Here is a 25,035-nt window from a genome sequence, read left to right as displayed (position 1 = left end):
GTTCCTATGGTGAAGATGATAAAATAAACGCATGAAATTAGATAAATTATTTGAGAAGTTTCTTTCTCTCTTTAAAAAAGAAACGAATGAATCAGCGGAGTCTGATTCGACTAGCATGCGTCGTTCACGGAGCGACAGAAAAAAATTGTCCCAAGTAGGTCCAATTCGGAAATTTTGGCGTCGTTATCATCTGACAAAAATCGTCATCATTTTAGGGTTAAGTGCTGGTTTACTGGTAGGAACCTACCTATTTGCGATAGCCAAGTCTACCAATGTCAATGACTTGCAAAATGCCCTGAAAACGCGAACTCTGATTTTTGACCGCGAAGAAAAAGAGGCAGGAGCCCTATCAGGTCAAAAGGGAACCTATGTTGAACTGACAGATATTAGTAAAGACTTGCAGAATGCTGTCGTCGCGACAGAGGACCGTTCCTTTTATAAAAATGATGGGATTAACTACGGTCGTTTCTTTCTAGCCATCCTTACAGCAGGCCGTTCTGGAGGGGGGTCCACCATCACTCAACAGTTGGCGAAAAATGCCTATCTTTCCCAGGATCAGACCGTTGAACGGAAGGCCAAGGAGTTTTTCCTTGCCTTAGAATTGACCAAGAAATACAGCAAGGAGCAAATCCTTACTATGTACCTCAATAATGCCTACTTTGGAAATGGGGTATGGGGTGTTGAAGATGCAAGTAAGAAATATTTCGGTGTATCGGTTTCACAACTAACGCTTGATCAGGCGGCCACTCTAGCAGGGATGCTCAAGGGACCAGAATTGTATAATCCATTAAATTCTGTTGAGACTTCGACCAACCGTAGGGATACTGTTTTGCAAAATATGGTTGCAGCGGGCTATATTGATAAAAATCAAGAGACCGAAGCGGCTGGAGTAGATATGGCTTCACAACTGCAAGATAAGTATGAAGGCAAGGTTTCGGATTATCGTTACCCGTCCTATTTTGATGCAGTTGTCAACGAAGCGGTTTCCAAGTACAATCTCACAGAAGAAGAGATTGTCAACAATGGCTATCGAATCTACACAGAGCTTGACCAAAACTACCAAGCAAACATGCAGGTTATTTACGAAAACACTTCGCTATTTCCAACAGCAGAAGACGGAACGCATGCCGAATCAGGTAGTGTCGCTCTAGAACCCAAGACTGGTGGAGTGCGTGGAGTTGTTGGTCGTGTAGCTGGGGATGACAAACCAGGTTTCCGTAATTTTAACTATGCCACTCAGTCTAAGCGTAGCCCAGGATCGACGATTAAGCCTTTGGTCGTTTACACTCCAGCTGTAGAAGCGGGATGGGCCTTGAACAAGCAACTGGATAATCATACGATGCAGTACAACAGTTATCAAGTAGACAACTATGCGGGCATTAAGACTTCTCCTGAAGTACCTATGTATCAGGCCTTGGCGGAATCACTTAACCTACCAGCAGTTGCGACTGTAAATGAATTAGGTATTGACAAAGCTTTTGACGCTGGAGAGAGATTTGGTCTGAATATGGAAAAAGTTGACCGAGTTCTTGGAGTTGCTCTTGGAGGAGGTGTGGAAACGAATCCTCTCCAGATGGCGCAAGCCTATGCAGCCTTTGCCAATGGAGGTCTAATGCCTGAAGCACATTTCATCACTCGTATTGAAAATGCCAGCGGTCAGGTCATCAAGAGTCATAAAAACTCCCAAAAACGAGTGATTGATAAGTCGGTAGCCGATAAGATGACCAGTATGATGCTAGGAACATTTACCAATGGTACAGGAATTAGTTCGTCACCAGCGGATTACGTTATGGCTGGTAAAACAGGTACGACTGAAGCTGTTTTCAACCCAGAATATACCAGTGACCAGTGGGTGATCGGCTATACTCCAGATGTTGTAATTAGCCACTGGCTCGGCTTCCCAACAACAGATGAGAATCATTATCTAGCAGGTTCGACCTCAAATGGAGCAGCCCATGTCTTTAGAAGTATGGCTAATACCATTTTGCCTTACACTCCAGGTAGCACTTTTACAGTTGAGAATGCTTATAAACAAAATGGGATTGAACCAGAAAATACGAAAAAGCAGGTTGCTGAAAATGAGACAAACCAGTCTGAGGACCCGATAGGAGATATTCGTAGTCGTGCACAAAATCTTGTAGATGAAGCAGGGCGTGCGATTTCAGAAGCTAAAATAAAAGAAAAAGCCCAGACAATATGGGACTCAATCCTTAATCTATTTCGTTAAGAGGCTTGTCAAAGCCCAGGTTTCTTGTTATAATAGATAAGATGGAGGCGTTATGGCACTAAAAAAAGCAAGCCTAGCTTGTGCAGTTTGTGGTTCAAGGAATTACTCAATCAAAATCAGTGGGAACCCCAAGCCAACACGACTAGAAGTAAATAAATTTTGTAAACATTGTGGAAAATATACGACACATAGAGAAACGAGATAGGAGAGAACGATGGGTTTTATTAAGGATATTTTTAAACTTCTTAAAGAAACAACTTGGCCAACTCGCAAAGAAAGCTGGAGAGATTTTCGCTCTATTATGGAATACACTGCCTTCTTTGTGGTCATCATTTATATTTTTGACCAGTTGATTGTTTCAGGTTTGATTCGATTTATTAACATTTTTTAGAAGAAAAGCGGAGAACTTCTGCTAGCTTTCTTCTATTATGAAAGGAAATATCATGGATAGTTTTGACAAGGGATGGTTTGTTCTACAAACTTATTCTGGCTATGAAAATAAGGTAAAAGAAAATCTATTGCAACGTGCACAAACTTATAACATGTTGGACAATATTCTACGCGTTGAGATTCCAACACAAACTGTGCAAGTTGAGAAAAATGGAAAGAAAAAAGAAATTGAAGAGAATCGCTTTCCGGGTTATGTCCTTGTAGAAATGGTCATGACCGATGAAGCATGGTTCGTCGTTCGAAACACACCTAACGTAACAGGATTCGTCGGCTCACACGGTAACAGATCAAAACCAACTCCACTATTGGAACAAGAAATCCGTGATATTCTGGTTTCAATGGGACAAACTGTTCAAGAGTTCGATATTGATGTTGAAGTTGGCCAGACAGTCCGCATCATTGATGGCGCTTTTGCAGACTACACAGGGAAAATTACTGAAATTGATAACAACAAAGTGAAGATGATTATCTCTATGTTTGGTAATGATACGATTGCAGAAGTGAATCTCACCCAAATTGCAGAATTATAACCCCAGAGAGGCTTTGCCTCTCTTTTATGTGTCGTTGAGGGAGAAAGAAGTATAGAATAGAGGAAGTAGACCCAGGGGCTCGCGCATTTTGCTAAACTAAATGCAGAAAGGAGAGGTCTATGAATCTAAAAGACTTATATGAAGAAAGTAAGGGAATCGTCCATAAGTGTCGCAAAGATTATCATTTGCATCTGTGGGAGAAAGAGGACTGGGACCAGGAAGGCATGTTATGTCTGTATGAGCTGGTGAGTCGCAACCCAGAGTTACTAGAGGGCGAGCGCCATCAACTATATGTCTGCTTTAAAACAAAATTTAGAAATCGTATTCTAGATTACATCCGTAAACAGGAAAGTCACAAGCGCCGTTTTGACAAAGAACCCTATGAAGAGGTGAGTGAGATTAGCCATCGTCTAGGAGAAAAAGGACTCAGGCTGGACGATTATTATCTCTTTCACGAACTTCTAAAGAATTACAAATCAAAACAGAGTGTGGAAAAACAAGAATTAATAGACCGTCTCATGGGAGGGGAAGTCTTTAGAGGACGTAAAGCTCTCCTGAGAGAACTTTCCCTTATCTTTTCAGAATTTCGGTAAAGAGGAAAAAAAGTCCTTGACAAAGGTAAAAAAGTAGGTATAATAGAAAGAGTTGAAAAGCTCAAGGTCCGTTGGTCAAGGGGTTAAGACACCGCCTTTTCACGGCGGTAACACGGGTTCGAATCCCGTACGGACTATGGTGTATTGTGGCTAAAAAAACTTGAAAAAAGTTTTAAAAATCTGTTGACAGAGACAGGTAGCTGTGATATACTAATATAGTTGTCGCTTGAGAGAATGAGTGACAAAGACCTTTGAAAACTGAACAAGACGAACCAATGTGCAGGGCACTATAACTGAGGTTATAGTACTGAACAATGAAAAAACAATAAATCTGTCAGTGACAGAAATGAGTGAGAACTCAAACTTTTAATGAGAGTTTGATCCTGGCTCAGGACGAACGCTGGCGGCGTGCCTAATACATGCAAGTAGAACGCTGAAGCTTGGTGCTTGCACCGAGCGGATGAGTTGCGAACGGGTGAGTAACGCGTAGGTAACCTGCCTGGTAGCGGGGGATAACTATTGGAAACGATAGCTAATACCGCATAAGAGTAGATGTCGCATGACATTTGCTTAAAAGGTGCAATTGCATCACTACCAGATGGACCTGCGTTGTATTAGCTAGTTGGTGAGGTAACGGCTCACCAAGGCAACGATACATAGCCGACCTGAGAGGGTGATCGGCCACACTGGGACTGAGACACGGCCCAGACTCCTACGGGAGGCAGCAGTAGGGAATCTTCGGCAATGGACGGAAGTCTGACCGAGCAACGCCGCGTGAGTGAAGAAGGTTTTCGGATCGTAAAGCTCTGTTGTAAGAGAAGAACGAGTGTGAGAGTGGAAAGTTCACACTGTGACGGTATCTTACCAGAAAGGGACGGCTAACTACGTGCCAGCAGCCGCGGTAATACGTAGGTCCCGAGCGTTGTCCGGATTTATTGGGCGTAAAGCGAGCGCAGGCGGTTAGATAAGTCTGAAGTTAAAGGCTGTGGCTTAACCATAGTACGCTTTGGAAACTGTTTAACTTGAGTGCAAGAGGGGAGAGTGGAATTCCATGTGTAGCGGTGAAATGCGTAGATATATGGAGGAACACCGGTGGCGAAAGCGGCTCTCTGGCTTGTAACTGACGCTGAGGCTCGAAAGCGTGGGGAGCAAACAGGATTAGATACCCTGGTAGTCCACGCCGTAAACGATGAGTGCTAGGTGTTAGACCCTTTCCGGGGTTTAGTGCCGCAGCTAACGCATTAAGCACTCCGCCTGGGGAGTACGACCGCAAGGTTGAAACTCAAAGGAATTGACGGGGGCCCGCACAAGCGGTGGAGCATGTGGTTTAATTCGAAGCAACGCGAAGAACCTTACCAGGTCTTGACATCCCTCTGACCGCTCTAGAGATAGAGCTTTCCTTCGGGACAGAGGTGACAGGTGGTGCATGGTTGTCGTCAGCTCGTGTCGTGAGATGTTGGGTTAAGTCCCGCAACGAGCGCAACCCCTATTGTTAGTTGCCATCATTCAGTTGGGCACTCTAGCGAGACTGCCGGTAATAAACCGGAGGAAGGTGGGGATGACGTCAAATCATCATGCCCCTTATGACCTGGGCTACACACGTGCTACAATGGCTGGTACAACGAGTCGCAAGCCGGTGACGGCAAGCTAATCTCTTAAAGCCAGTCTCAGTTCGGATTGTAGGCTGCAACTCGCCTACATGAAGTCGGAATCGCTAGTAATCGCGGATCAGCACGCCGCGGTGAATACGTTCCCGGGCCTTGTACACACCGCCCGTCACACCACGAGAGTTTGTAACACCCGAAGTCGGTGAGGTAACCATTTAGGAGCCAGCCGCCTAAGGTGGGATAGATGATTGGGGTGAAGTCGTAACAAGGTAGCCGTATCGGAAGGTGCGGCTGGATCACCTCCTTTCTAAGGATAAGGAACTGCACATTGGTCTTGTTTAGTCTTGAGAGGTCTTGTGGGGCCTTAGCTCAGCTGGGAGAGCGCCTGCTTTGCACGCAGGAGGTCAGCGGTTCGATCCCGCTAGGCTCCATTGGTGAGAGATCACCAAGTAATGCACATTGAAAATTGAATATCTATATCAAATAGTAACAAGAAAATAAACCGAAACGCTGTAGTATTAAAAGAGTTTATGACTGAAAGGTCAAAAAATAAGGTTAAGTTAATAAGGGCGCACGGTGGATGCCTTGGCACTAGGAGCCGAAGAAGGACGTGACAAACGACGATATGCCTTGGGTAGCTGTAAGTAAGCGATGATCCAGGGATTTCCGAATGGGGGAACCCAACAGGTACTACCTGTTACCCGCATCTGTTAAGGATGTGAGGAGGAAGACGCAGTGAACTGAAACATCTAAGTAGCTGCAGGAAGAGAAAGCAAAAGCGATTGCCTTAGTAGCGGCGAGCGAAACGGCAGGAGGGCAAACCGAAGAGTTTACTCTTCGGGGTTGTAGGACTGCAATGTGGACTCAAAGATTATAGAAGAATGATTTGGGAAGATCAGCCAAAGAGAGTAATAGCCTCGTATTTAAAATAGTCTTTGTACCTAGCAGTATCCTGAGTACGGCGGGACACGTGAAATCCCGTCGGAATCTGGGAGGACCATCTCCCAACCCTAAATACTCCCTAGTGACCGATAGTGAACCAGTACCGTGAGGGAAAGGTGAAAAGCACCCCGGGAGGGGAGTGAAATAGAACCTGAAACCGTGTGCCTACAACAAGTTCGAGCCCGTTAATGGGTGAGAGCGTGCCTTTTGTAGAATGAACCGGCGAGTTACGATATGATGCGAGGTTAAGTTGAAGAGACGGAGCCGCAGGGAAACCGAGTCTGAATAGGGCGCTTTAGTATCATGTCGTAGACCCGAAACCATGTGACCTACCCATGAGCAGGTTGAAGGTGCGGTAAGACGCACTGGAGGACCGAACCAGGGCACGTTGAAAAGTGCTTGGATGACTTGTGGGTAGCGGAGAAATTCCAAACGAACTTGGAGATAGCTGGTTCTCTCCGAAATAGCTTTAGGGCTAGCGTCGACATAAAGATTCTTGGAGGTAGAGCACTGTTTGGGTGAGGGGTCCATCCCGGATTACCAATCTCAGATAAACTCCGAATGCCAATGAATTATGGTCGGCAGTCAGACTGCGAGTGCTAAGATCCGTAGTCGAAAGGGAAACAGCCCAGACCACCAGCTAAGGTCCCAAAATAATTGTTAAGTGGAAAAGGATGTGGGGTTGCACAGACAACTAGGATGTTAGCTTAGAAGCAGCTATTCATTCAAAGAGTGCGTAATAGCTCACTAGTCGAGTGACCCTGCGCCGAAAATGTACCGGGGCTAAAACAATTTACCGAAGCTGTGGATACCTTTATAGGTATGGTAGGAGAGCGTTCTATGTGTGAAGAAGGTATACCGTGAGGAGTGCTGGAACGCATAGAAGTGAGAATGCCGGTATGAGTAGCGAAAGACAGGTGAGAATCCTGTCCACCGTAAGACTAAGGTTTCCAGGGGAAGGCTCGTCCGCCCTGGGTTAGTCGGGACCTAAGGAGAGACCGAAAGGTGTATCCGATGGACAACAGGTTGATATTCCTGTACTAGAGTATGTAGTGATGGAGGGACGCAGTAGGCTAACTAAAGCAGACGAATGGAAGTGTCTGTCTAAGCAGTGAGGTGTGAATTGAGTCAAATGCTTAATTCTATAACATTGAGCTGTGATGGGGAGCGAAGTTTAGTAGCGAAGTTAGTGACGTCACACTGCCAAGAAAAGCTTCTAGCGTTTAAACATACTCTACCCGTACCGCAAACCGACACAGGTAGTCGAGGCGAGTAGCCTCAGGTGAGCGAGAGAACTCTCGTTAAGGAACTCGGCAAAATGACCCCGTAACTTCGGGAGAAGGGGTGCTGACTTTAGGTCAGCCGCAGTGAATAGGCCCAAGCAACTGTTTATCAAAAACACAGCTCTCTGCTAAATCGTAAGATGATGTATAGGGGGTGACGCCTGCCCGGTGCTGGAAGGTTAAGAGGAGTGCTTAGGAGTAATCCGAAGGTATGAATTGAAGCCCCAGTAAACGGCGGCCGTAACTATAACGGTCCTAAGGTAGCGAAATTCCTTGTCGGGTAAGTTCCGACCCGCACGAAAGGCGTAATGATTTGGGCACTGTCTCAACGAGAGACTCGGTGAAATTTTAGTACCTGTGAAGATGCAGGTTACCCGCGACAGGACGGAAAGACCCCATGGAGCTTTACTGCAGTTTGATATTGAGTGTCTGTACCACATGTACAGGATAGGTAGGAGTCTAAGAGATCGGGACGCCAGTTTCGAAGGAGACGTTGTTGGGATACTACCCTTGTGTTATGGCCACTCTAACCCGGATAGGTTATCCCTATCGGAGACAGTGTCTGACGGGCAGTTTGACTGGGGCGGTCGCCTCCTAAAAGGTAACGGAGGCGCCCAAAGGTTCCCTCAGAATGGTTGGAAATCATTCGCAGAGTGTAAAGGTATAAGGGAGCTTGACTGCGAGAGCTACAACTCGAGCAGGGACGAAAGTCGGGCTTAGTGATCCGGTGGTTCCGTATGGAAGGGCCATCGCTCAACGGATAAAAGCTACCCTGGGGATAACAGGCTTATCTCCCCCAAGAGTTCACATCGACGGGGAGGTTTGGCACCTCGATGTCGGCTCGTCGCATCCTGGGGCTGTAGTCGGTCCCAAGGGTTGGGCTGTTCGCCCATTAAAGCGGCACGCGAGCTGGGTTCAGAACGTCGTGAGACAGTTCGGTCCCTATCCGTCGCGGGCGTAGGAAATTTGAGAGGATCTGCTCCTAGTACGAGAGGACCAGAGTGGACTTACCGCTGGTGTACCAGTTGTCTTGCCAAAGGCATCGCTGGGTAGCTATGTAGGGAAGGGATAAACGCTGAAAGCATCTAAGTGTGAAACCCACCTCAAGATGAGATTTCCCATGATTTTATATCAGTAAGAGCCCTGAGAGATGATCAGGTAGATAGGTTAGAAGTGGAAGTGTGGCGACACATGTAGCGGACTAATACTAATAGCTCGAGGACTTATCCAAAGTAACTGAGAATACGAAGTGTGAGGTTTTCTTGGTATTTGATAGATATTCAATTTTGAGTAGGTATTACTCAGAGTTAAGTGACGATAGCCTAGGAGATACACCTGTACCCATGCCGAACACAGTAGTTAAGCCCTAGAACGCCGGAAGTAGTTGGGGGTTGCCCCCTGTGAGATATGGAAGTCGCTTAGCTCGAGGGAGTTTAGCTCAGCTGGGAGAGCATCTGCCTTACAAGCAGAGGGTCAGCGGTTCGATCCCGTTAACTCCCATAGGTCCCGTAGTGTAGCGGTTATCACGTCGCCCTGTCACGGCGAAGATCGCGGGTTCGATTCCCGTCGGGACCGTTTAAGATAACGGAAGTTATTTTAGACTCGTTAGCTCAGTTGGTAGAGCAATTGACTTTTAATCAATGGGTCACTGGTTCGAGCCCAGTACGGGTCATATTTGCGGGTTTGGCGGAATTGGCAGACGCACCAGATTTAGGATCTGGCGCTTAACGGCGTGGGGGTTCAAGTCCCTTAACCCGCATAATAGAAATCAGCCGGCTTAGCTCAGTTGGTAGAGCATCTGATTTGTAATCAGAGGGTCGCGTGTTCAAGTCATGTAGCCGGCATTTTTTTATATAGAATAAGAGGTCGATGCGAACGTAGTTCAGTGGTAGAACACCACCTTGCCAAGGTGGGGGTCGCGGGTTCGAATCCCGTCGTTCGCTTAGAGAGGCCGGGGTGGCGGAACTGGCAGACGCACAGGACTTAAAATCCTGCGATTGGTAACGATCGTACCGGTTCGATTCCGGTCCTCGGCATATAATGATGGGCACCCTTAGCTCAACTGGATAGAGTACCTGACTACGAATCAGGCGGTTAGAGGTTCGACTCCTCTAGGGTGCATTTTTTTATTTAACGCGGGAAGTAGCTCAGCTTGGTAGAGTACTTGGTTTGGGACCAAGGTGTCGCAGGTTCGAATCCTGTCTTCCCGATTGATTACGAGGATACTTAAGGGTATCTTTTTTTATTTACTAAGGAGATTCTGAGAGTCTTCTTTTTTGTTTACGGAACAAATTTGTGTAAACTAGCAGTGCTTAAGGAATGGTACTAGTCATATATTTTCTTTAATTATGGTAAAATAGTAAGAGAATAATGTGAGGAAAATGAATGTCAAGTAAGTTTGAAATTTTAATGAATCAACTAGGAATCTCTGATCAATTGAGACGGGATCCTGCTCTTGTTGATGCCAGAATTGAGCGTGTTGTGGTTCATAAAATTAGTAAGATTTGGGAATTTCATTTTGTATTTTCTAATATTTTACCGATTGAAATCTTTTTAGAGTTAAAGAAAAGGCTTAGTGAAGAATTTTCTAAGACAGGGAATCGAGCTGTTTTCGAAATCAAGGTTCTCTCTCTAGAATTTTCAAATGAACTCTTACAAGCCTACTATAGAGAGGCTTTTTCTGAAGGTCCGTGTGCAAGTCAAGGGTTTAAATCTCTTTACCAGAACTTGCAAGTTCGTGCGGAGGGAAATCAACTCATTATTGAAGGTTCAGAGGCGATTGATAAGGAGCACTTTAAGAAGAATCATCTTCCTAATCTAGCAAAGCAACTCGTAAAGTTTGGTTTTCCAGCTTTTGTATGCCAAATAGAAAAGAATGATGCTCTTACACAAGAGCAGGAGGAAGCCTTCCATACGGAGAATGAACAGATTGTTCAAGCTGCCAATGAGGAAGCGCTCCGGGCTATGGAGCAACTGGAACAAATGGCTCCCCCTCCAGTAGAAGAGAAGCCAGCCTTTGATTTTCAGGCCAAAAAGGCTGCGGCCAAGTCTAAACTAGATAAGGCTGAAGTTACCCAGATGATCGACGTGACGACTGAGGAAAATCGCCTGGTCTTTGAAGGGGTCGTTTTTGATGTGGAGCATAAGGTGACCAGAACTGGTCGTGTTTTGATCAACTTTAAAATGACGGATTACACTTCAAGTTTTTCAATGCAAAAATGGGTTAAGAATGAGGAAGAGGCTCAGAAGTTTGACATCATTAAGAAGAATTCTTGGCTCCGAGTTCGTGGGAATGTGGAGATGAATAACTTCACACGTGATTTGACCATGAACGTGCAGGATGTGCAGGAAGTTGTTCACTATGAGCGGAAGGATTTGATGCCAGAAGGTGAACGTCGGGTTGAGTTTCATGCTCATACAAATATGTCGACTATGGATGCTCTACCAGAAGTAGAGGAGATCGTTGCGACAGCTGCTAAGTGGGGACACAAGGCGGTTGCCATCACGGACCATGGAAATGTTCAATCTTTCCCACACGGCTATAAGGCGGCCAAGAAAGCTGGAATCCAGCTGATCTATGGAATGGAAGCCAATATTGTGGAGGACCGTGTCCCTATCGTTTACAACGAAGTGGAGATGGACTTGTCAGAAGCTACCTATGTGGTTTTTGACGTGGAAACGACGGGGCTTTCAGCCATCTATAATGACCTGATTCAGGTTGCGGCTTCTAAGATGTATAAGGGGAATGTTATTGCCGAATTTGATGAATTTATCAATCCTGGGCATCCATTATCAGCCTTTACTACTGAGTTGACAGGAATTACAGATGATCATATCAAAAATGCTAAACCACTGGAACAAGTTTTGCAAGAATTCCAAGAATTTTGCAAGGATACAGTCTTAGTTGCCCACAATGCGACCTTTGACGTTGGCTTTATGAATGCCAATTATGAGCGCCATGGTCTGCCTAGGATTAGCCAGCCAGTTATCGATACACTGGAGTTTGCTAGAAACCTCTATCCTGAGTATAAACGCCATGGTTTGGGACCTTTGACTAAGCGTTTTGGTGTAGCACTTGAACACCACCACATGGCCAACTACGATGCGGAAGCTACTGGTCGTCTGCTTTTCATCTTTATCAAAGAGGTAGCAGAAAAACATGGTGTGACCGATCTGGCTAGACTCAATATTGATCTAATCAGTCCAGATTCTTATAAAAAAGCTCGGATTAAACATGCGACCATTTATGTCAAGAATCAAGTTGGTTTAAAAAATATTTTTAAGCTGGTTTCTTTGTCTAACACCAAGTATTTTGAAGGGGTGCCACGGATTCCGAGAACGGTTCTAGACGCCCATCGGGAGGGCTTGATTTTGGGGTCGGCTTGCTCGGAAGGCGAAGTTTTTGACGCAGTTGTTTCCCAAGGTGTGGACGCGGCGGTTGAAGTGGCCAAGTATTATGACTTTATCGAGGTCATGCCACCGGCTATCTATGCTCCCTTGATTGCCAAGGAGCAGGTCAAGGATATGGAGGAACTCCAGACCATTATCAAAAGTTTGATAGAAGTGGGATACCGCCTTGGCAAGCCTGTTTTGGCTACGGGTAATGTTCACTATATTGAACCGGAAGAAGAGATTTACCGTGAAATTATTGTCCGTAGTTTGGGACAGGGGGCTATGATTAACCGAACCATCGGTCATGGCGAACATGCCCAACCAGCTCCTTTGCCAAAGGCTCATTTTCGAACGACTAATGAGATGTTGGATGAATTTGCCTTCTTGGGAGAGGAACTGGCTCGTAAACTGGTTATTGAAAATACCAATGCCTTGGCAGAAATTTTTGAGCCTGTTGAGGTTGTTAAGGGTGACTTGTATACACCTTTCATCGACAAGGCAGAAGAAACGGTTGCTGAGCTGACCTACAAGAAAGCTTTTGAGATTTATGGAAATCCGCTGCCAGATATCGTTGATTTGCGGATTGAAAAAGAATTGACTTCTATTCTGGGGAATGGATTTGCCGTGATTTATCTGGCATCGCAGATGCTGGTGCAACGTTCCAATGAACGGGGCTACTTGGTTGGTTCTCGTGGGTCTGTTGGGTCCAGTTTTGTTGCGACTATGATTGGGATTACGGAGGTTAATCCTCTTTCTCCTCATTATGTTTGTGGTCAGTGTCAGTACAGCGAGTTTATCACGGATGGTTCTTACGGTTCAGGGTTTGATATGCCCAATAAGGATTGTCCAAACTGTGGTCATAAACTTAGCAAAAATGGGCAGGATATTCCGTTCGAGACCTTCCTTGGTTTTGATGGGGACAAGGTTCCCGATATTGACTTGAACTTCTCGGGAGAAGACCAGTCTAGCGCCCACTTGGATGTACGTGATATCTTTGGTGAAGAATATGCCTTCCGTGCGGGAACGGTTGGTACAGTTGCGGCTAAGACTGCTTATGGATTTGTCAAGGGCTATGAGCGGGACTATGGGAAGTTTTATCGTGATGCAGAGGTGGAACGACTTGCTCAAGGTGCTGCTGGTGTCAAGCGAACTACAGGACAACACCCGGGAGGAATCGTTGTTATTCCGAACTACATGGATGTTTACGATTTTACGCCTGTTCAGTATCCAGCAGATGACGTGACGGCTGAATGGCAGACGACTCACTTTAACTTCCATGATATCGATGAGAATGTCCTCAAACTTGATGTACTGGGGCATGATGATCCGACCATGATTCGGAAATTGCAGGACTTGTCTGGGATTGACCCTAATGAAATTCCTATGGATGACGAAGGTGTCATGGCCCTCTTTTCTGGGACGGATGTGCTTGGGGTGACGCCGGAGCAAATCGGAACGCCGACGGGCATGCTGGGAATCCCAGAGTTTGGAACAAACTTTGTACGTGGGATGGTAGACGAAACGCATCCGACGACCTTTGCGGAATTGCTTCAGTTGTCTGGTCTGTCCCACGGTACTGATGTGTGGTTGGGAAATGCCCAGGATTTGATCAAGCAAGGAATAGCGGACCTATCGACTGTTATCGGTTGTCGGGATGACATCATGGTTTATCTCATGCATGCGGGCCTCGAGCCTAAGATGGCCTTTACCATTATGGAACGGGTACGTAAGGGCTTGTGGCTGAAGATTTCCGAAGAAGAACGAAATGGCTACATCGAGGCTATGAAGGCTAATAAGGTACCAGAGTGGTATATCGAATCCTGTGGAAAAATCAAGTATATGTTCCCTAAGGCCCATGCGGCAGCCTACGTTATGATGGCCTTGCGCGTAGCCTACTTCAAGGTTCACCATCCCATTTATTACTACTGTGCTTACTTTTCAATCCGCGCTAAGGCTTTTGATATCAAGACCATGGGTGCGGGCTTGGACGCCATCAAGCGCAGAATGGAAGAAATCGCTGAAAAACGGAAGAACAATGAAGCCTCTAATGTGGAAATTGACCTCTATACCACTCTTGAGATTGTCAATGAGATGTGGGAACGTGGCTTTAAGTTTGGCAAGTTAGACCTCTATCGTAGTGATGCGACTGAATTCATCATTGACGGAGACACTCTTATCCCACCATTTGTAGCAATGGATGGTCTGGGAGAGAACGTTGCTAAGCAGTTGGTGCGTGCGCGTGAAGAGGGTGAGTTCCTCTCTAAGACAGAACTGCGCAAGCGTGGTGGACTTTCATCAACCTTGGTTGAAAAGATGGATGAAATGGGGATTCTCGGCAATATGCCAGAGGACAACCAGTTGAGTTTGTTTGATGAGTTGTTTTAAGAATTAGAACGGAGAACATTTTTCGTGAAACTAAAAATTTTTGCAGAAGATAAGCCAGCTGAGAAGGTGTTTGAATATCAATTGGAACTTGCTGATCAGACAATTCTTCTATCAACAGCGCTCTTGTCTGGTGCCATTGCTTTAGCAGGATTATTCTCTGCTTTGAAAGAAAAATAAAAAATAGAAAAGAGAAATAAAAATGGTTTTACCAAATTTTAAAGAAAATCTAGAAAAATATGCGAAATTGTTGGTTGCGAATGGAATTAATGTGCAACCTGGTCACACCTTGGCTCTTTCTATCGATGTGGAGCAACGTGAGTTGGCGCATTTGATCGTGAAAGAAGCTTATGCCTTGGGTGCTCATGAGGTTATTGTTCAGTGGACAGATGATGTCATCAACCGTGAGAAATTCCTCCACGCGCCGATGGAGCGTCTGGACAATGTGCCAGAATACAAGATTGCTGAGATGAACTATCTCTTGGAGAATAAGGCTAGCCGTCTCGGTGTCCGTTCTTCTGACCCAGGTGCCTTGAACGGAGTGGATGCGGATAAGCTTTCAGCTTCTGCCAAAGCGATGGGACTTGCGATGAAACCAATGCGTATCGCAACTCAGTCCAATAAGGTTAGCTGGACTGTAGCCGCCGCTGCTGGACTTGAGTGGGCTAAGAAAGTCTTTCCAAATGCAGCAAGCGATGAAGAAGCAGTCGATCTCCTTTGGGATCAAATCTTCAAAACTTGCCGTGTCTACGAAGAAGATCCAGTTAAGGCTTGGGAAGAACATGCAGCAATCCTTAAGAGCAAGGCGGAAATGCTTAATAAAGAACAATTTTCAGCCCTTCACTACACAGCTCCAGGGACAGATTTGATACTTGGCTTGCCAAAGAACCACGTTTGGGAATCAGCTGGTGCTATCAATGCACAGGGCGAAGGATTCTTGCCAAATATGCCAACAGAAGAAGTCTTTACAGCGCCTGACTTCCGTCGTGCAGATGGCTATGTCACTTCTACAAAACCACTGAGCTATAATGGAAATATCATCGAAGGCATTAAAGTAACCTTCAAGGATGGACAAATCGTTGACATTACTGCTGAAAAGGGTGATCAGGTCATGAAAGACCTTGTCTTTGAAAATGCAGGTGCGCGTGCCTTGGGGGAATGTGCCTTGGTACCAGATCCAAGCCCAATTTCTCAGTCAGGCATTACCTTCTTCAACACCCTTTTCGATGAGAATGCTTCAAACCACTTGGCTATCGGTGCAGCCTATGCGACTAGCGTTGTTGGTGGGGCAGAGATGAGCGAAGAAGAGCTTGAAGCTGCAGGACTGAACCGTTCAGATGTTCACGTGGACTTTATGATTGGTTCGAGTCAAATGGATATCGATGGTATCCGTGAGGATGGAACACGCGTACCACTCTTCCGTAATGGAGACTGGGCAATTTAAGGAGAAGCTATGCTTGGAAGTATGTTTGTTGGTCTCCTAGTGGGACTCTTGGCAGGTGCTTTAACCAATCGCGGAGAAAGCATGGGATGCTTTGGGAAAATGTTTCTCGGCTGGATTGGTGCTTCTTTGGGGCACCTGCTCTTTGGAACTTGGGGTCCAAACCTAGCGGGGATAGCTATTGTTCCAGCTGTTTTAGGTGCTATGGTTGTCTTAGCTATTTTCTGGAGACGAGGAAGTTAATTTCTTAAATCTGATACTCAATGAAAATCAAAGAGTAAACTAGGAAACTAGCCGCAGGCTGCTCAAAGCACTGCTTTGCGGTTATAGATAGAACTGACGAAGTCAGCTCAAAACACTGTTTTGAGGTTGCAGATGGAAGTTGACGCGGTTTGAAGAGATTTTTGAAGAGTATGAAAAGAAAAGGAGGTTGGTCATTGTACCAGCCTCCTTTTGAGTATGATATAATAGTTTTATGAGATTAGATAAATTTTTAGTTGCATGCGCTGTGGGAAGTCGGACGGAGGTCAAAAACTTGCTCAAGGCTGGACGCGTGACGGTCAATGGCAAAAAAGAAAAATCAGCAAAATTGCAAATAAATGAAGAAAAAGACGAAATTCGCTTTGATGGTCAAGTGCTAGAGTACGAGGAGTTTGTCTACTACATGATGAACAAGCCCCAAGGAGTCATTTCAGCGACTGAGGATTCTAAACACAGAACAGTGTTGGACTTGTTGGATGATATTGCTCGGACCAAGGAAGTTTTTCCAGTAGGGCGCTTGGATATTGACACGCATGGCCTCCTGCTTTTGACCAATGACGGCCAGCTTGCCCATGCTCTTCTTTCACCAAAACGTCATGTGGATAAGACCTATTTGGCTCAAGTCGAGGGAATCATGAGCCAAGAAGACGTGGAGACATTTGCTAAGGGGATTCCGCTCAAGGACTTTACCTGCCAGCCAGCTAAACTGGAGTTTGTATCAGTAGATCCAAAAAAAAATCAAAGTCTGGTTCGTGTGACCATTGCTGAAGGGAAGTTCCATCAAGTCAAACGAATGGTGGCCTACTGTGGCAAGGAAGTGGTGAACCTACAACGTTTGACGATGGGAACTTTAGTTTTGGATGAGAACTTAGAACGAGGAGAATGGCGTCGTTTGACCAAGGAGGAGTTAGAAAATCTCCTTGCTAGTATTGCTTAATTGGGTTTATGTTAGAAAAGGTGAGGAGAATGTCCTTGCCTTTTTCGTTTTTCAGTTGCTTCCTTTGTGAAAAGAGTTATAATAGACAGTAGAATAAAAGGAGGAATCTATGAACGCGATTCAAGAATCATTTACAGATAAACTATTTGCCAACTATGAAGCAAATGTCAAATACCAAGCAATCGAAAATGCTGCCAGTCACAACGGAATTTTTGCAGCCCTAGAGCGTCGCCAAAGCCATGTCGACAATGCACCTGTTTTCTCATTGGATTTGACCAAGGACAAGGTAACCAACCAGAAAGCGTCTGGTCGTTGCTGGATGTTTGCAGCTCTCAACACCTTCCGCCACAAACTCATCTCTCAATACAAACTGGAGAACTTTGAGTTGTCACAAGCCCACACATTCTTCTGGGACAAGTACGAGAAATCCAACTGGTTCTTGGAGCAAGTGATTGCGACTGCAGACCAAGAATTGACGAGCCGCAAGGTTAGCTTCCTACTCCAAACTCCACAACAAGACGGTGGTCAATGGGATATGGTCGTTTCTCTCTTTGAGAAATACGGTGTTGTGCCTAAGTCAGTTTATCCTGAGTCAGTTTCATCTAGCAGTAGCCGTGAGCTAAATGCAATCCTCAACAAATTGCTTCGCCAAGATGCTCAAATCTTGCGTGACTTGCTTGCTGCTGGTGCAGACCAAGCGACTGTTCAAGCTAAGAAAGAAGACCTCTTGCAAGAAATCTTTAACTTCCTTGCTATGTCACTAGGGCTTCCACCACGTAAATTTGACTTTGCTTATCGCGATAAGGATGATAACTACCAAAGTGAAAAAGGAATCACACCACAGGAATTTTACAAGAAATATGTCAATCTTCCTCTAGAAGACTATGTTTCTGTTATCAATGCTCCAACTGCTGACAAGCCTTACGGCAAATCTTACACAGTTGAGATGTTGGGAAATGTGGTTGGTAGCCGTGCAGTTCGCTACATCAACGTTCCTATGGAGCGCTTGAAAGAATTGGCGATTGCCCAAATGCAGACAGGAGAAACTGTTTGGTTTGGTTCAGATGTCGGCCAGCTCAGCAACCGCAAAGCCGGGATCCTTGCGACAGATGTTTATGACTTTGAATCAAGTATGGATATTCAACTGACTCAAGACAAGGCTGGACGTTTGGACTACAGCGAAAGCTTGATGACCCACGCTATGGTCTTGACAGGTGTTGATTTGGATGAAAATGGCAAGTCAACTAAGTGGAAGGTTGAAAACTCATGGGGAGACAAGGTCGGTACAGATGGTTACTTCGTCGCCTCAGACGCTTGGATGGATGAATACACCTATCAAATCGTTGTCCGTAAGGAATTGCTGACAGCAGAAGAACAAGCTGCTTATGAAGCAGAACCAATCGTACTTGCACCATGGGATCCAATGGGAGCCTTGGCAGAATAAAGCATAAAGAAAAGAGGTTAGGGAAATCCTAGCTTCTTTTTTAAGTCCTTCTTAAAGTGGGGATAGATGATGCTTGCCAAGGGAGTTCTTCTTATTTTGAGTATTTAAGTGACAGAGAAAAAGATATGTGTTACTATAGTAGTACAAAAGGATATCGGAGTAGAAATGAAGTATTTAAGCAGTCAAGACATCAAGGATCGTCAACGAAATATCAGCGACATTAAACCCTATAAAACAACCAAGGAAATCGTCGTTTCAAATATCTTTACCTTTTTTAATGCTATGAACTTGGCTCTGGCAGTTCTGGTAGCCACAACCTTGCGATTTGAAAATATGCTCTTTTTAGGTGTGATTGCTATCAATACAGCCATTGGGATTTTCCAAGAAGTGCGTTCAAAAAATGCCTTAGAAAAGCTGAGTTTGCTTGGTAAAAGTAAGTACAGAGTCAACCGAGATGGTCAAACGATTGAGGTTGCTCCAGAGGACATCGTACTGGGGGAATATCTGCATCTCAATCTGGGAGATCAGGTACCTGTCGATGCAGAAGTCCTTGAAGGGAATATTGAAGTTGATGAGTCCTTGCTGACTGGTGAGAGTGATTCGGTCTTTAAAACAGCAGGTGACAAGCTGATGAGCGGAAGCAATGTCGTTAGCGGTACTTGTCTGGTCACGGCGACGGCGGTCGGACCCGATAGTTATATCAACAAACTCGCAAAATCCAGCAAGGAATTCAAAAAATATCCTTCTCAACTGCGCGATTACATGGATAAGATTTTAAAAATCGTCTCCATCTTGCTGGTGCCAGTTGCCATTCTGCTCTATGTCAGAGGTTTTAGTCTAGGGCGGACTTATATTGAAATTGTCTTGGGAAGTTCTGGCGCCTTGGTCGGCATGATTCCAGAGGGCTTGATTCTCTTGGTTAGCGTCTCTCTAGCAGTAGCTGCCATGAAGCTGGCTAAAAAGAAGGTTCTGGTGCAGGAGCTATACTGTGTGGAGACCTTGGCGCGAGTAGATGTTCTTTGTTTTGATAAGACAGGAACTATCACGACGGGGAATATGAAGGTCCAAGAAATGGATGCTAATGTGGCAGAGAAACTGTCTTCTTATCTGGCTTATTTCGAGGATGAAAATGCAACTTCCCGAGCTCTGAAGACTTACTTAACCTGTGAGAAAAAGTGGGAAGTTCAAGAAGTCGGTGCCTTTTCAAGTAAAAACAAGTATTCCTTTGTCCAAGTAAAAGAGGGTGGGACCTATTTCTTCGGAGCCTATGAGTTTCTGGGCTTTACCCAGCCGATGGATGCCTACTATGAGCATCTGAAACAGCAAGGTTTTCGAATCTTGACACTTGCCCATAGTAAGGACCACATCACGAGTCCAGCCAATATGGAACTACTAGGCCACGTCATTTTGTCAGATGAGATTAAGGACAATACCAAGGAAACCTTTGACTATTTCGAATCTCAAGGTGTTGAAGTGAAGATCATCAGCGGTGATAATCATGTGGCTGTATATGGGGTGGCTCGTAAGGCAGGTTTTAAGGAAGAAGCCCGTGCGATTGATATGACCAAGGTGAGCGATGATGACTTTGAGAGAGTGGTCTTGGAACACGAAATATTTGGTCGTGTGACACCTGAACAGAAAGAAAAGATGGTATCTATTTTGCAAAAGGCTGGTAAAACAGTTGCCATGAGCGGTGACGGGGTCAATGATGTTCTGGCTCTCAAGAAAGCAGATATTAGTTTTGCCATGAAGGGGGCTACGAGTGCAGCTAAAAGTGTATCCAATATTGTTTTTCTCACTGATGACTTTGCAGTATTTTATGATATCTTGATGGAAGGTCGCCGTGTGATTAATAACATTCAAAAGGTAGCTTCTCTCTTTCTAACAAAGACCTTCTTCTCCATCGTGTTTGCGATTTTGAGTGTGGTATTTGGTTTGGAATTCGCCTTTATCCCCATTCAGTTTACAATCATTTCAGCCATTACGATTGGGATTCCATCCTTCTTCCTAACTTTTGAGTCCAATAAAGAAAAGGTTAGTACACATTTTATGCGAGATATTTTGACCAATGCTGCGATTGGTGGTGGCATTCTGGTTGCTAGTGTTCTTTTGACCAACTTCTTTATCACTGTCCCAGGTCAGGTCAAATTTATTTGCTTCCTCCTTGCCCTGATCAATGGTCTGTGTCTAGTTGCCAAGGTCAGCTTGCCTTTTAATCGATACAAGATGCTTTTGCTCACGTTTTTGAGCCTTGCAGCCCTTGTTGGTGTACTTGCCAATACTTTTATCCTACAGGGAGCTTTTGTGCCTTTAGAAGCCAAACAGCTACTCTATGTTGCCATACTAGCAGTGGTGATTGGGTGCTTTCATTATCTTACTAGGAGAAAAAGTTGATACATAAAAAGAATCAGGTTTAATCCTGATTCTTTTTTGTTTATATATTCTCACCGAGATTACATGATACCGAAGAAACGAGCTGCGATACCAACTGCAAAGAGGGCAAGGATGATTGTGATTGGAGATACTTTTTTCTTAAGCAACCACATGCAAAGGAAAGTAAGGAGAAGTCCCATCAATCCTGGAATCAATGAGTCCAACTGACCTTGAAGCGTTTGTGGTTGAACTCTATCTAGGCTCATACCACTAAGCGCTTGACCAAGAATGCCCTTCAACTCAGCTCCTGTAACAGGACCTTCTGGGAAGTTGATGTAGGCACCTTCTGACAATTGTTTGCCTGGAAGGTTGATAGTGAAGTTGATGGATACCCAACGTTGTACAAGAACGGCAAGGATGAACATACCAAGGATAGAAGCACCTTTAGTGATGTCTTTCAAGATACCACCAGACATGTCTTTAGTGATCTCAGATCCAGCTTTGTAACCGAACTCTTGTGTATACCATAGGAAGGCCATACGGATAGCATTCCATCCAAAGAAGAAGAGAAGGGGACCAACAATGTTACCAGATGCAGCAAGTGATGCACCAAGGGCTCCAAGGATAGGACGAACTGTAAACCAGAATACTGGGTCACCGATACCAGCAAGAGGTCCCATCATACCGATTTTAACCCCTTGGATAGCCGCGTCATCGATTTCTACACCGTTAGCGCGCTCTTCTTCAAGTGCAAGAGTAACCCCCATGATAGGAGCAGCTACGTATGGGTGAGTGTTGAAGAACTCAAGGTGACGCTCAAGAGCAGCCGCTTGGTCTTCTTTTTTAGTGTATAATTTTAGTGTATAATTTTTTGATAGCTGGGATTAATGAGTAAGCCCAACCCAAGTTTTGCATACGTTCGTAGTTCCAAGAACCTTGAAGGAATTGTGAACGCCACCAAACTTTTTGACGATCTGATTTTGATAATTGAATTTTTTCAGCCATGATTGTTCCCCTTTCTAGTAGTCTTCTAGGATATCACCGATTGGGTCGTTAGAAGTCGCAGCTCCGCCGCCACCGTTTCCACCTTGTTTTGTAAGGTTAAGGTAGATGAAGGCAAGGGCAACACCGATGACACCAAGGGCAATCAAAGTCAATTGAGAGATAGCTGCAAGAGCAAAACCGATAGCGAAGAATGGCCATACTTCACGAGTTGCCATCATGTTGATAACCATAGCGTAACCAACGGCAACGACCATAGCACCACCGACAGCCATACCACCGTTCAACCAGTCTGGCATCAAACCAAGAGCGTCTTGAACAGCAGAAGCTGGGATAGCGATAAGGAAGGCAGCAGGGATTGCAATACGAAGACCTTGAAGAAGAAGTGCAACAAAGTGAGCACGCTCAACAGCTGCAATGTTTCCGTCTTTAGCAGCAGCATCAGCTGAGTGAACTAAGGCAACTGAGATTGTACGAACAATCATTGTCAAGAAAAGTCCAGCTACAGCAAGAGGGATAGCTGTTGCCGTTGCAACGGCGATACCATCAGTAGTAAAGTTACCACCTTTGATCAAGATGATTGCTGCAGCAACAGATGCAAGAGCAGCGTCAGGAGCTACGGCAGCTCCGATGTTTGCCCAACCAAGGGCGATCATTTGAAGAGATCCACCAAGCATAACCCCTGCTTCGAGGTTACCAGTTGCAAGTCCGATAAGGGTACATGCGACGATTGGTTGATGGAATTGGAATTGGTCGAGGATACCTTCAAGACCTGCAAGGAAGGCAACAACTACAACCAAGATAGCAGAAATGATTGAAATATCTGACATGGTTTTATTCCTTTTCTATTTAGTTTTAATAAAGTATTTAATCCTGTTTTCAAAAATGATAGAAACAGATTAACATTATTGAACGTTTGCTTTCTTAATCAAGTCAAACAAATCTTTTTTCGTGTCGTTTGGTACTTTACGTACATCAAATTCAACACCGAGGTCACGCATTTTTTCAAAGGTTGCAACGTCTTCTTTGTCCATAGACAAAACGTTGTTAATCATTGTCTTACCTGTTGAGTGAGCCATAGAACCAACGTTAAGGGTCTTGATTGGCACGCCACCTTCGATAGCACGAAGTGCATCTTGTGGAGTTTCAAACAAGATAAGGGCATGAGTTTCTCCGAAACGTGGGTCTTTTGCAACGTCGATCAATTTCTGGATTGGGACAACGTTGGCTTTTACTCCATTAGGAGCTGCTTGTTTGATCAATTCTTTACGCAACTCGTCGTTTGCAACGTTGTCTGAAGCAACGATGATACGATCTGCTTTTGAATCTGGAGTCCAAGCAGTGGCAACCTGACCGTGAAGGAGACGAGTGTCTAGACGAGCAAGGTTGATTTTCAGTTTACCGTCACCGATAACTGTTCCTTCTGGAATAGCAGCTTGTGAAACTGGAGCAGCTGCAGCAGTTGCAACTTCCTCAACTGGGTTAAGCTCTTCTGGAAGAGCCTTGATGCCATCTTTGGCTTCTTTAATGATATTCGCAGCGACTTTATCCACACCTGCATTCGCGTCCATAAGGCGCTCTGTGTAGGCTTGGATCAACATCGGCAAGTTCAGTCCTGTGATGATGGCAAACTTACGTTCTGGATTTTCTCCCATTACGCGGCTAGCTTGGTTGAATGGAGATCCACTCCAAAGGTCAGCCAATACTAGAACCTCATCTTCTGCGTCAAATGCAGCCACAGCGTTGTTGAATTTAGCGTAAAGGTCATCTGGACCTTCATTTGGCATAAAGGTTACAACTTGAACCTTTTCTTGTTCACCAAAGATCATAGATCCTGACTGATGAATACCCGCAGCAAATTCGCCGTGGCTCGCAATAATGATTCCGATACTCATTATTGTCATTCCTCCTTATAAAATGTTTGACTATATGTTTAAGAAAACTTTAAGCCTAACTTTAAGTATAAACCGTTTTCATATAAAAATCAACTACTTTTTCTAAAAAGATGTAAAAGTTTTCATAGAATGACTTTTTAAAAATATTAATATATCAATGTTTTTGAGAGATAAATGAAAATGGTAATGGAAAATTTAATATAAAAATACAGAAAATAAGTCGCTTTTGTGAAAACAAAATGAAAACAAAAAGGAAAGATTGCGACCATGCAATCTTCCCTTTTATAGGAATAAATTTTGTAAAGCGTAGGCAACTCCATCTTCTTCGTTGGTCAGAGGAAGTTGTTCGTCTGCATATGGAAGAAGAGCAGGATTGGCGTTTTTCATAGCATATCCCTTGCTTGCAAATGCCAACATTTCAGTGTCATTATGCTCATCACCAAAGGCGATTAAGTCTTTTTTATCACGATTCATCACATTGAGCAAGTACTCTAGAGCAAAGGCCTTGTTTACACCCTTGGGAGTACACTCGAGGATGTTGAGGGGACCGCCCCATGTATTGATAGCTAGTTGGTGCTGATAAAAACGATTCATTTCGTCCGCTAAAGCGTATTTGTCTTCAGCCCTTGTTTGCAAGAGGATGCAGTTGGGATCTTTGGTTACTCGTTCAGGTTTGAATTGATTTTCTGGCCGGAAGTTCTCTACGCCAAATAGTTTAGGATCTGCAATTTCTTCATTCGGAGTCGTGATATAGAATTTTTTTCGATATTCTCCTGCAATAAAGTCGGCCTGGATGTCCTCCGTGCGCTTGACCATGTCTAGGAGGTATTTTTTGTCCAAGGTCAGGCACTTTTCATGCGCCCAAGCCTGTCCTGGTAGATGGGTAAGGGAACCATTAAAGTTAATCATGGGAGTATGCAATTCTAGCTCACGATAGAAGTCTTTTGCCATACGATACGGACGGCCTGTCGTGATGATGACATGGTGTCCTTTTTCTGAAATTTTTTTGATCGTCTCTTTGGTGAAATCGGAGAGCTTGCTTTCATTATTTAGCAGGGTTCCGTCCAAATCGACTGCGATAATTTTTTTAGTCATATAAACCTTCCTAGTCGTTTCCAGATAAGATGTCTACTATTATATCAAAAAGAAGGAAGAAAAGCAGACAAGAACAAAAACTACAGTTGCTTTGATTTATTAAATAAATCAAACAAACATATTGAAAAGGTGAATGATAAATGATATAATACTAATATTGTTCGTAAAAAACAAAAGGAGA

Annotated in this window: 15 protein-coding genes, 11 tRNA genes, 3 rRNA genes and 1 pseudogene; 26 read left to right on the top strand and 4 right to left on the bottom strand. The window is 44.6% G+C overall.

The window, feature by feature from the left end; all coding sequences use genetic code 11:
- The first annotated feature begins 31 nt into the window (after positions 1-31).
- From pbp2a to ACT17O_RS09500, 26 genes are all read left to right on the top strand, one after another.
- The gene (pbp2a, locus tag ACT17O_RS09625) at positions 32-2,227 is read left to right on the top strand and encodes a penicillin-binding protein PBP2A (protein ID WP_444817474.1); all 2,196 of its coding nucleotides are present in this window, start codon (positions 32-34) and stop codon (positions 2,225-2,227) included.
- A gap of 52 nt (positions 2,228-2,279) precedes the next feature.
- On the top strand, positions 2,280-2,432 hold the full coding sequence (rpmG, locus tag ACT17O_RS09620; protein WP_001809375.1) for a 50S ribosomal protein L33: 153 nt from the start codon (positions 2,280-2,282) through the stop codon (positions 2,430-2,432).
- Positions 2,433-2,441: 9 nt separating this feature from the next.
- Positions 2,442-2,618 carry a preprotein translocase subunit SecE gene (secE, locus tag ACT17O_RS09615; protein ID WP_000505776.1) on the top strand — a complete coding sequence of 59 codons (177 nt, stop codon included), beginning with the start codon at positions 2,442-2,444 and terminating at the stop codon, positions 2,616-2,618.
- Positions 2,619-2,670: 52 nt separating this feature from the next.
- Positions 2,671-3,207, top strand: coding sequence for a transcription termination/antitermination protein NusG (gene nusG, locus ACT17O_RS09610; RefSeq protein ID WP_049478143.1), 537 nt, complete (start codon positions 2,671-2,673; stop codon positions 3,205-3,207).
- Between the two features lie 119 nt (positions 3,208-3,326).
- Positions 3,327-3,800: a hypothetical protein gene (locus ACT17O_RS09605; RefSeq protein WP_049478144.1), complete on the top strand. Its 474-nt coding sequence runs from the start codon at positions 3,327-3,329 to the stop codon at positions 3,798-3,800.
- A gap of 65 nt (positions 3,801-3,865) precedes the next feature.
- Positions 3,866-3,937: transfer RNA gene (locus ACT17O_RS09600), tRNA-Glu, on the top strand.
- A gap of 228 nt (positions 3,938-4,165) precedes the next feature.
- A 16S ribosomal RNA gene (locus ACT17O_RS09595) occupies positions 4,166-5,714 on the top strand.
- 51 nt (positions 5,715-5,765) lie between these two features.
- Positions 5,766-5,838: transfer RNA gene (locus ACT17O_RS09590), tRNA-Ala, on the top strand.
- Positions 5,839-5,960: 122 nt separating this feature from the next.
- Positions 5,961-8,863: ribosomal RNA gene (locus ACT17O_RS09585) — 23S ribosomal RNA — on the top strand.
- A 76-nt stretch (positions 8,864-8,939) separates the two neighbouring features.
- A 5S ribosomal RNA gene (gene rrf / locus ACT17O_RS09580) occupies positions 8,940-9,055 on the top strand.
- The 16S, 23S and 5S rRNA genes sit together here with 11 tRNA genes alongside, the layout of an rRNA operon.
- 4 nt (positions 9,056-9,059) lie before the next feature.
- Positions 9,060-9,132, top strand: a tRNA-Val gene (locus ACT17O_RS09575).
- Positions 9,133-9,134: 2 nt separating this feature from the next.
- A tRNA-Asp gene (locus ACT17O_RS09570) sits at positions 9,135-9,207 on the top strand.
- Between the two features lie 24 nt (positions 9,208-9,231).
- Positions 9,232-9,304 (top strand) — tRNA-Lys (locus tag ACT17O_RS09565).
- A 5-nt stretch (positions 9,305-9,309) separates the two neighbouring features.
- Positions 9,310-9,391: transfer RNA gene (locus tag ACT17O_RS09560), tRNA-Leu, on the top strand.
- 12 nt (positions 9,392-9,403) lie between these two features.
- Positions 9,404-9,476: transfer RNA gene (locus ACT17O_RS09555), tRNA-Thr, on the top strand.
- Between the two features lie 27 nt (positions 9,477-9,503).
- Positions 9,504-9,575: transfer RNA gene (locus ACT17O_RS09550), tRNA-Gly, on the top strand.
- A gap of 7 nt (positions 9,576-9,582) precedes the next feature.
- Positions 9,583-9,668 (top strand) — tRNA-Leu (locus ACT17O_RS09545).
- An 11-nt stretch (positions 9,669-9,679) separates the two neighbouring features.
- Positions 9,680-9,753: transfer RNA gene (locus ACT17O_RS09540), tRNA-Arg, on the top strand.
- 15 nt (positions 9,754-9,768) lie between these two features.
- Positions 9,769-9,842: transfer RNA gene (locus ACT17O_RS09535), tRNA-Pro, on the top strand.
- A gap of 175 nt (positions 9,843-10,017) precedes the next feature.
- The gene (locus tag ACT17O_RS09530) at positions 10,018-14,409 is read left to right on the top strand and encodes a PolC-type DNA polymerase III (RefSeq protein ID WP_444817473.1); all 4,392 of its coding nucleotides are present in this window, start codon (positions 10,018-10,020) and stop codon (positions 14,407-14,409) included.
- Between the two features lie 24 nt (positions 14,410-14,433).
- On the top strand, positions 14,434-14,586 hold the full coding sequence (locus tag ACT17O_RS09525; protein ID WP_084868704.1) for a hypothetical protein: 153 nt from the start codon (positions 14,434-14,436) through the stop codon (positions 14,584-14,586).
- A 22-nt stretch (positions 14,587-14,608) separates the two neighbouring features.
- Entirely contained in the window at positions 14,609-15,850 is a 1,242-nt protein-coding gene (locus ACT17O_RS09520; RefSeq protein ID WP_444817472.1) for an aminopeptidase, read from the top strand.
- Positions 15,851-15,859: 9 nt separating this feature from the next.
- The gene (locus ACT17O_RS09515; protein ID WP_000901578.1) at positions 15,860-16,090 is read left to right on the top strand and encodes a GlsB/YeaQ/YmgE family stress response membrane protein; all 231 of its coding nucleotides are present in this window, start codon (positions 15,860-15,862) and stop codon (positions 16,088-16,090) included.
- A 232-nt stretch (positions 16,091-16,322) separates the two neighbouring features.
- Positions 16,323-17,045 (top strand): pseudouridine synthase, encoded by a 723-nt coding sequence (locus ACT17O_RS09510; RefSeq protein ID WP_095726414.1) that lies wholly within the window; start codon positions 16,323-16,325, stop codon positions 17,043-17,045.
- A 109-nt stretch (positions 17,046-17,154) separates the two neighbouring features.
- On the top strand, positions 17,155-18,489 hold the full coding sequence (gene pepC / locus ACT17O_RS09505) for an aminopeptidase C (RefSeq protein ID WP_065371420.1): 1,335 nt from the start codon (positions 17,155-17,157) through the stop codon (positions 18,487-18,489).
- Positions 18,490-18,654: 165 nt separating this feature from the next.
- Positions 18,655-20,883 carry an HAD-IC family P-type ATPase gene (locus ACT17O_RS09500; RefSeq protein ID WP_444817471.1) on the top strand — a complete coding sequence of 743 codons (2,229 nt, stop codon included), beginning with the start codon at positions 18,655-18,657 and terminating at the stop codon, positions 20,881-20,883.
- A 59-nt stretch (positions 20,884-20,942) separates the two neighbouring features.
- On the opposite strand, the pseudogene ACT17O_RS09495 reads toward ACT17O_RS09500, so the two are convergent.
- From ACT17O_RS09495 to ACT17O_RS09480, 4 genes and pseudogenes are all read right to left on the bottom strand, one after another.
- A pseudogene (locus tag ACT17O_RS09495) lies at positions 20,943-21,867 on the bottom strand (PTS system mannose/fructose/sorbose family transporter subunit IID).
- Between the two features lie 14 nt (positions 21,868-21,881).
- Complete coding sequence (locus ACT17O_RS09490) at positions 21,882-22,694, bottom strand: PTS mannose/fructose/sorbose transporter subunit IIC (protein WP_001280317.1); 813 nt, start codon at positions 22,692-22,694, stop codon at positions 21,882-21,884.
- Between the two features lie 75 nt (positions 22,695-22,769).
- A complete protein-coding gene (locus ACT17O_RS09485; RefSeq protein ID WP_049500953.1) occupies positions 22,770-23,759 on the bottom strand; it encodes a PTS sugar transporter subunit IIB in 990 nt (329 codons plus the stop codon).
- Positions 23,760-24,041: 282 nt separating this feature from the next.
- Positions 24,042-24,854: a Cof-type HAD-IIB family hydrolase gene (locus tag ACT17O_RS09480; protein ID WP_084877533.1), complete on the bottom strand. Its 813-nt coding sequence runs from the start codon at positions 24,852-24,854 to the stop codon at positions 24,042-24,044.
- Positions 24,855-25,035 lie beyond the last annotated feature (181 nt).

It is taken from the genome of Streptococcus sp. HJ1 (assembly GCF_052399005.1).
Lineage (GTDB): Bacteria > Bacillota > Bacilli > Lactobacillales > Streptococcaceae > Streptococcus.
Note: the sequence above shows the minus strand (reverse complement) of the source record. Positions and strands in the feature narration are given on the sequence as shown.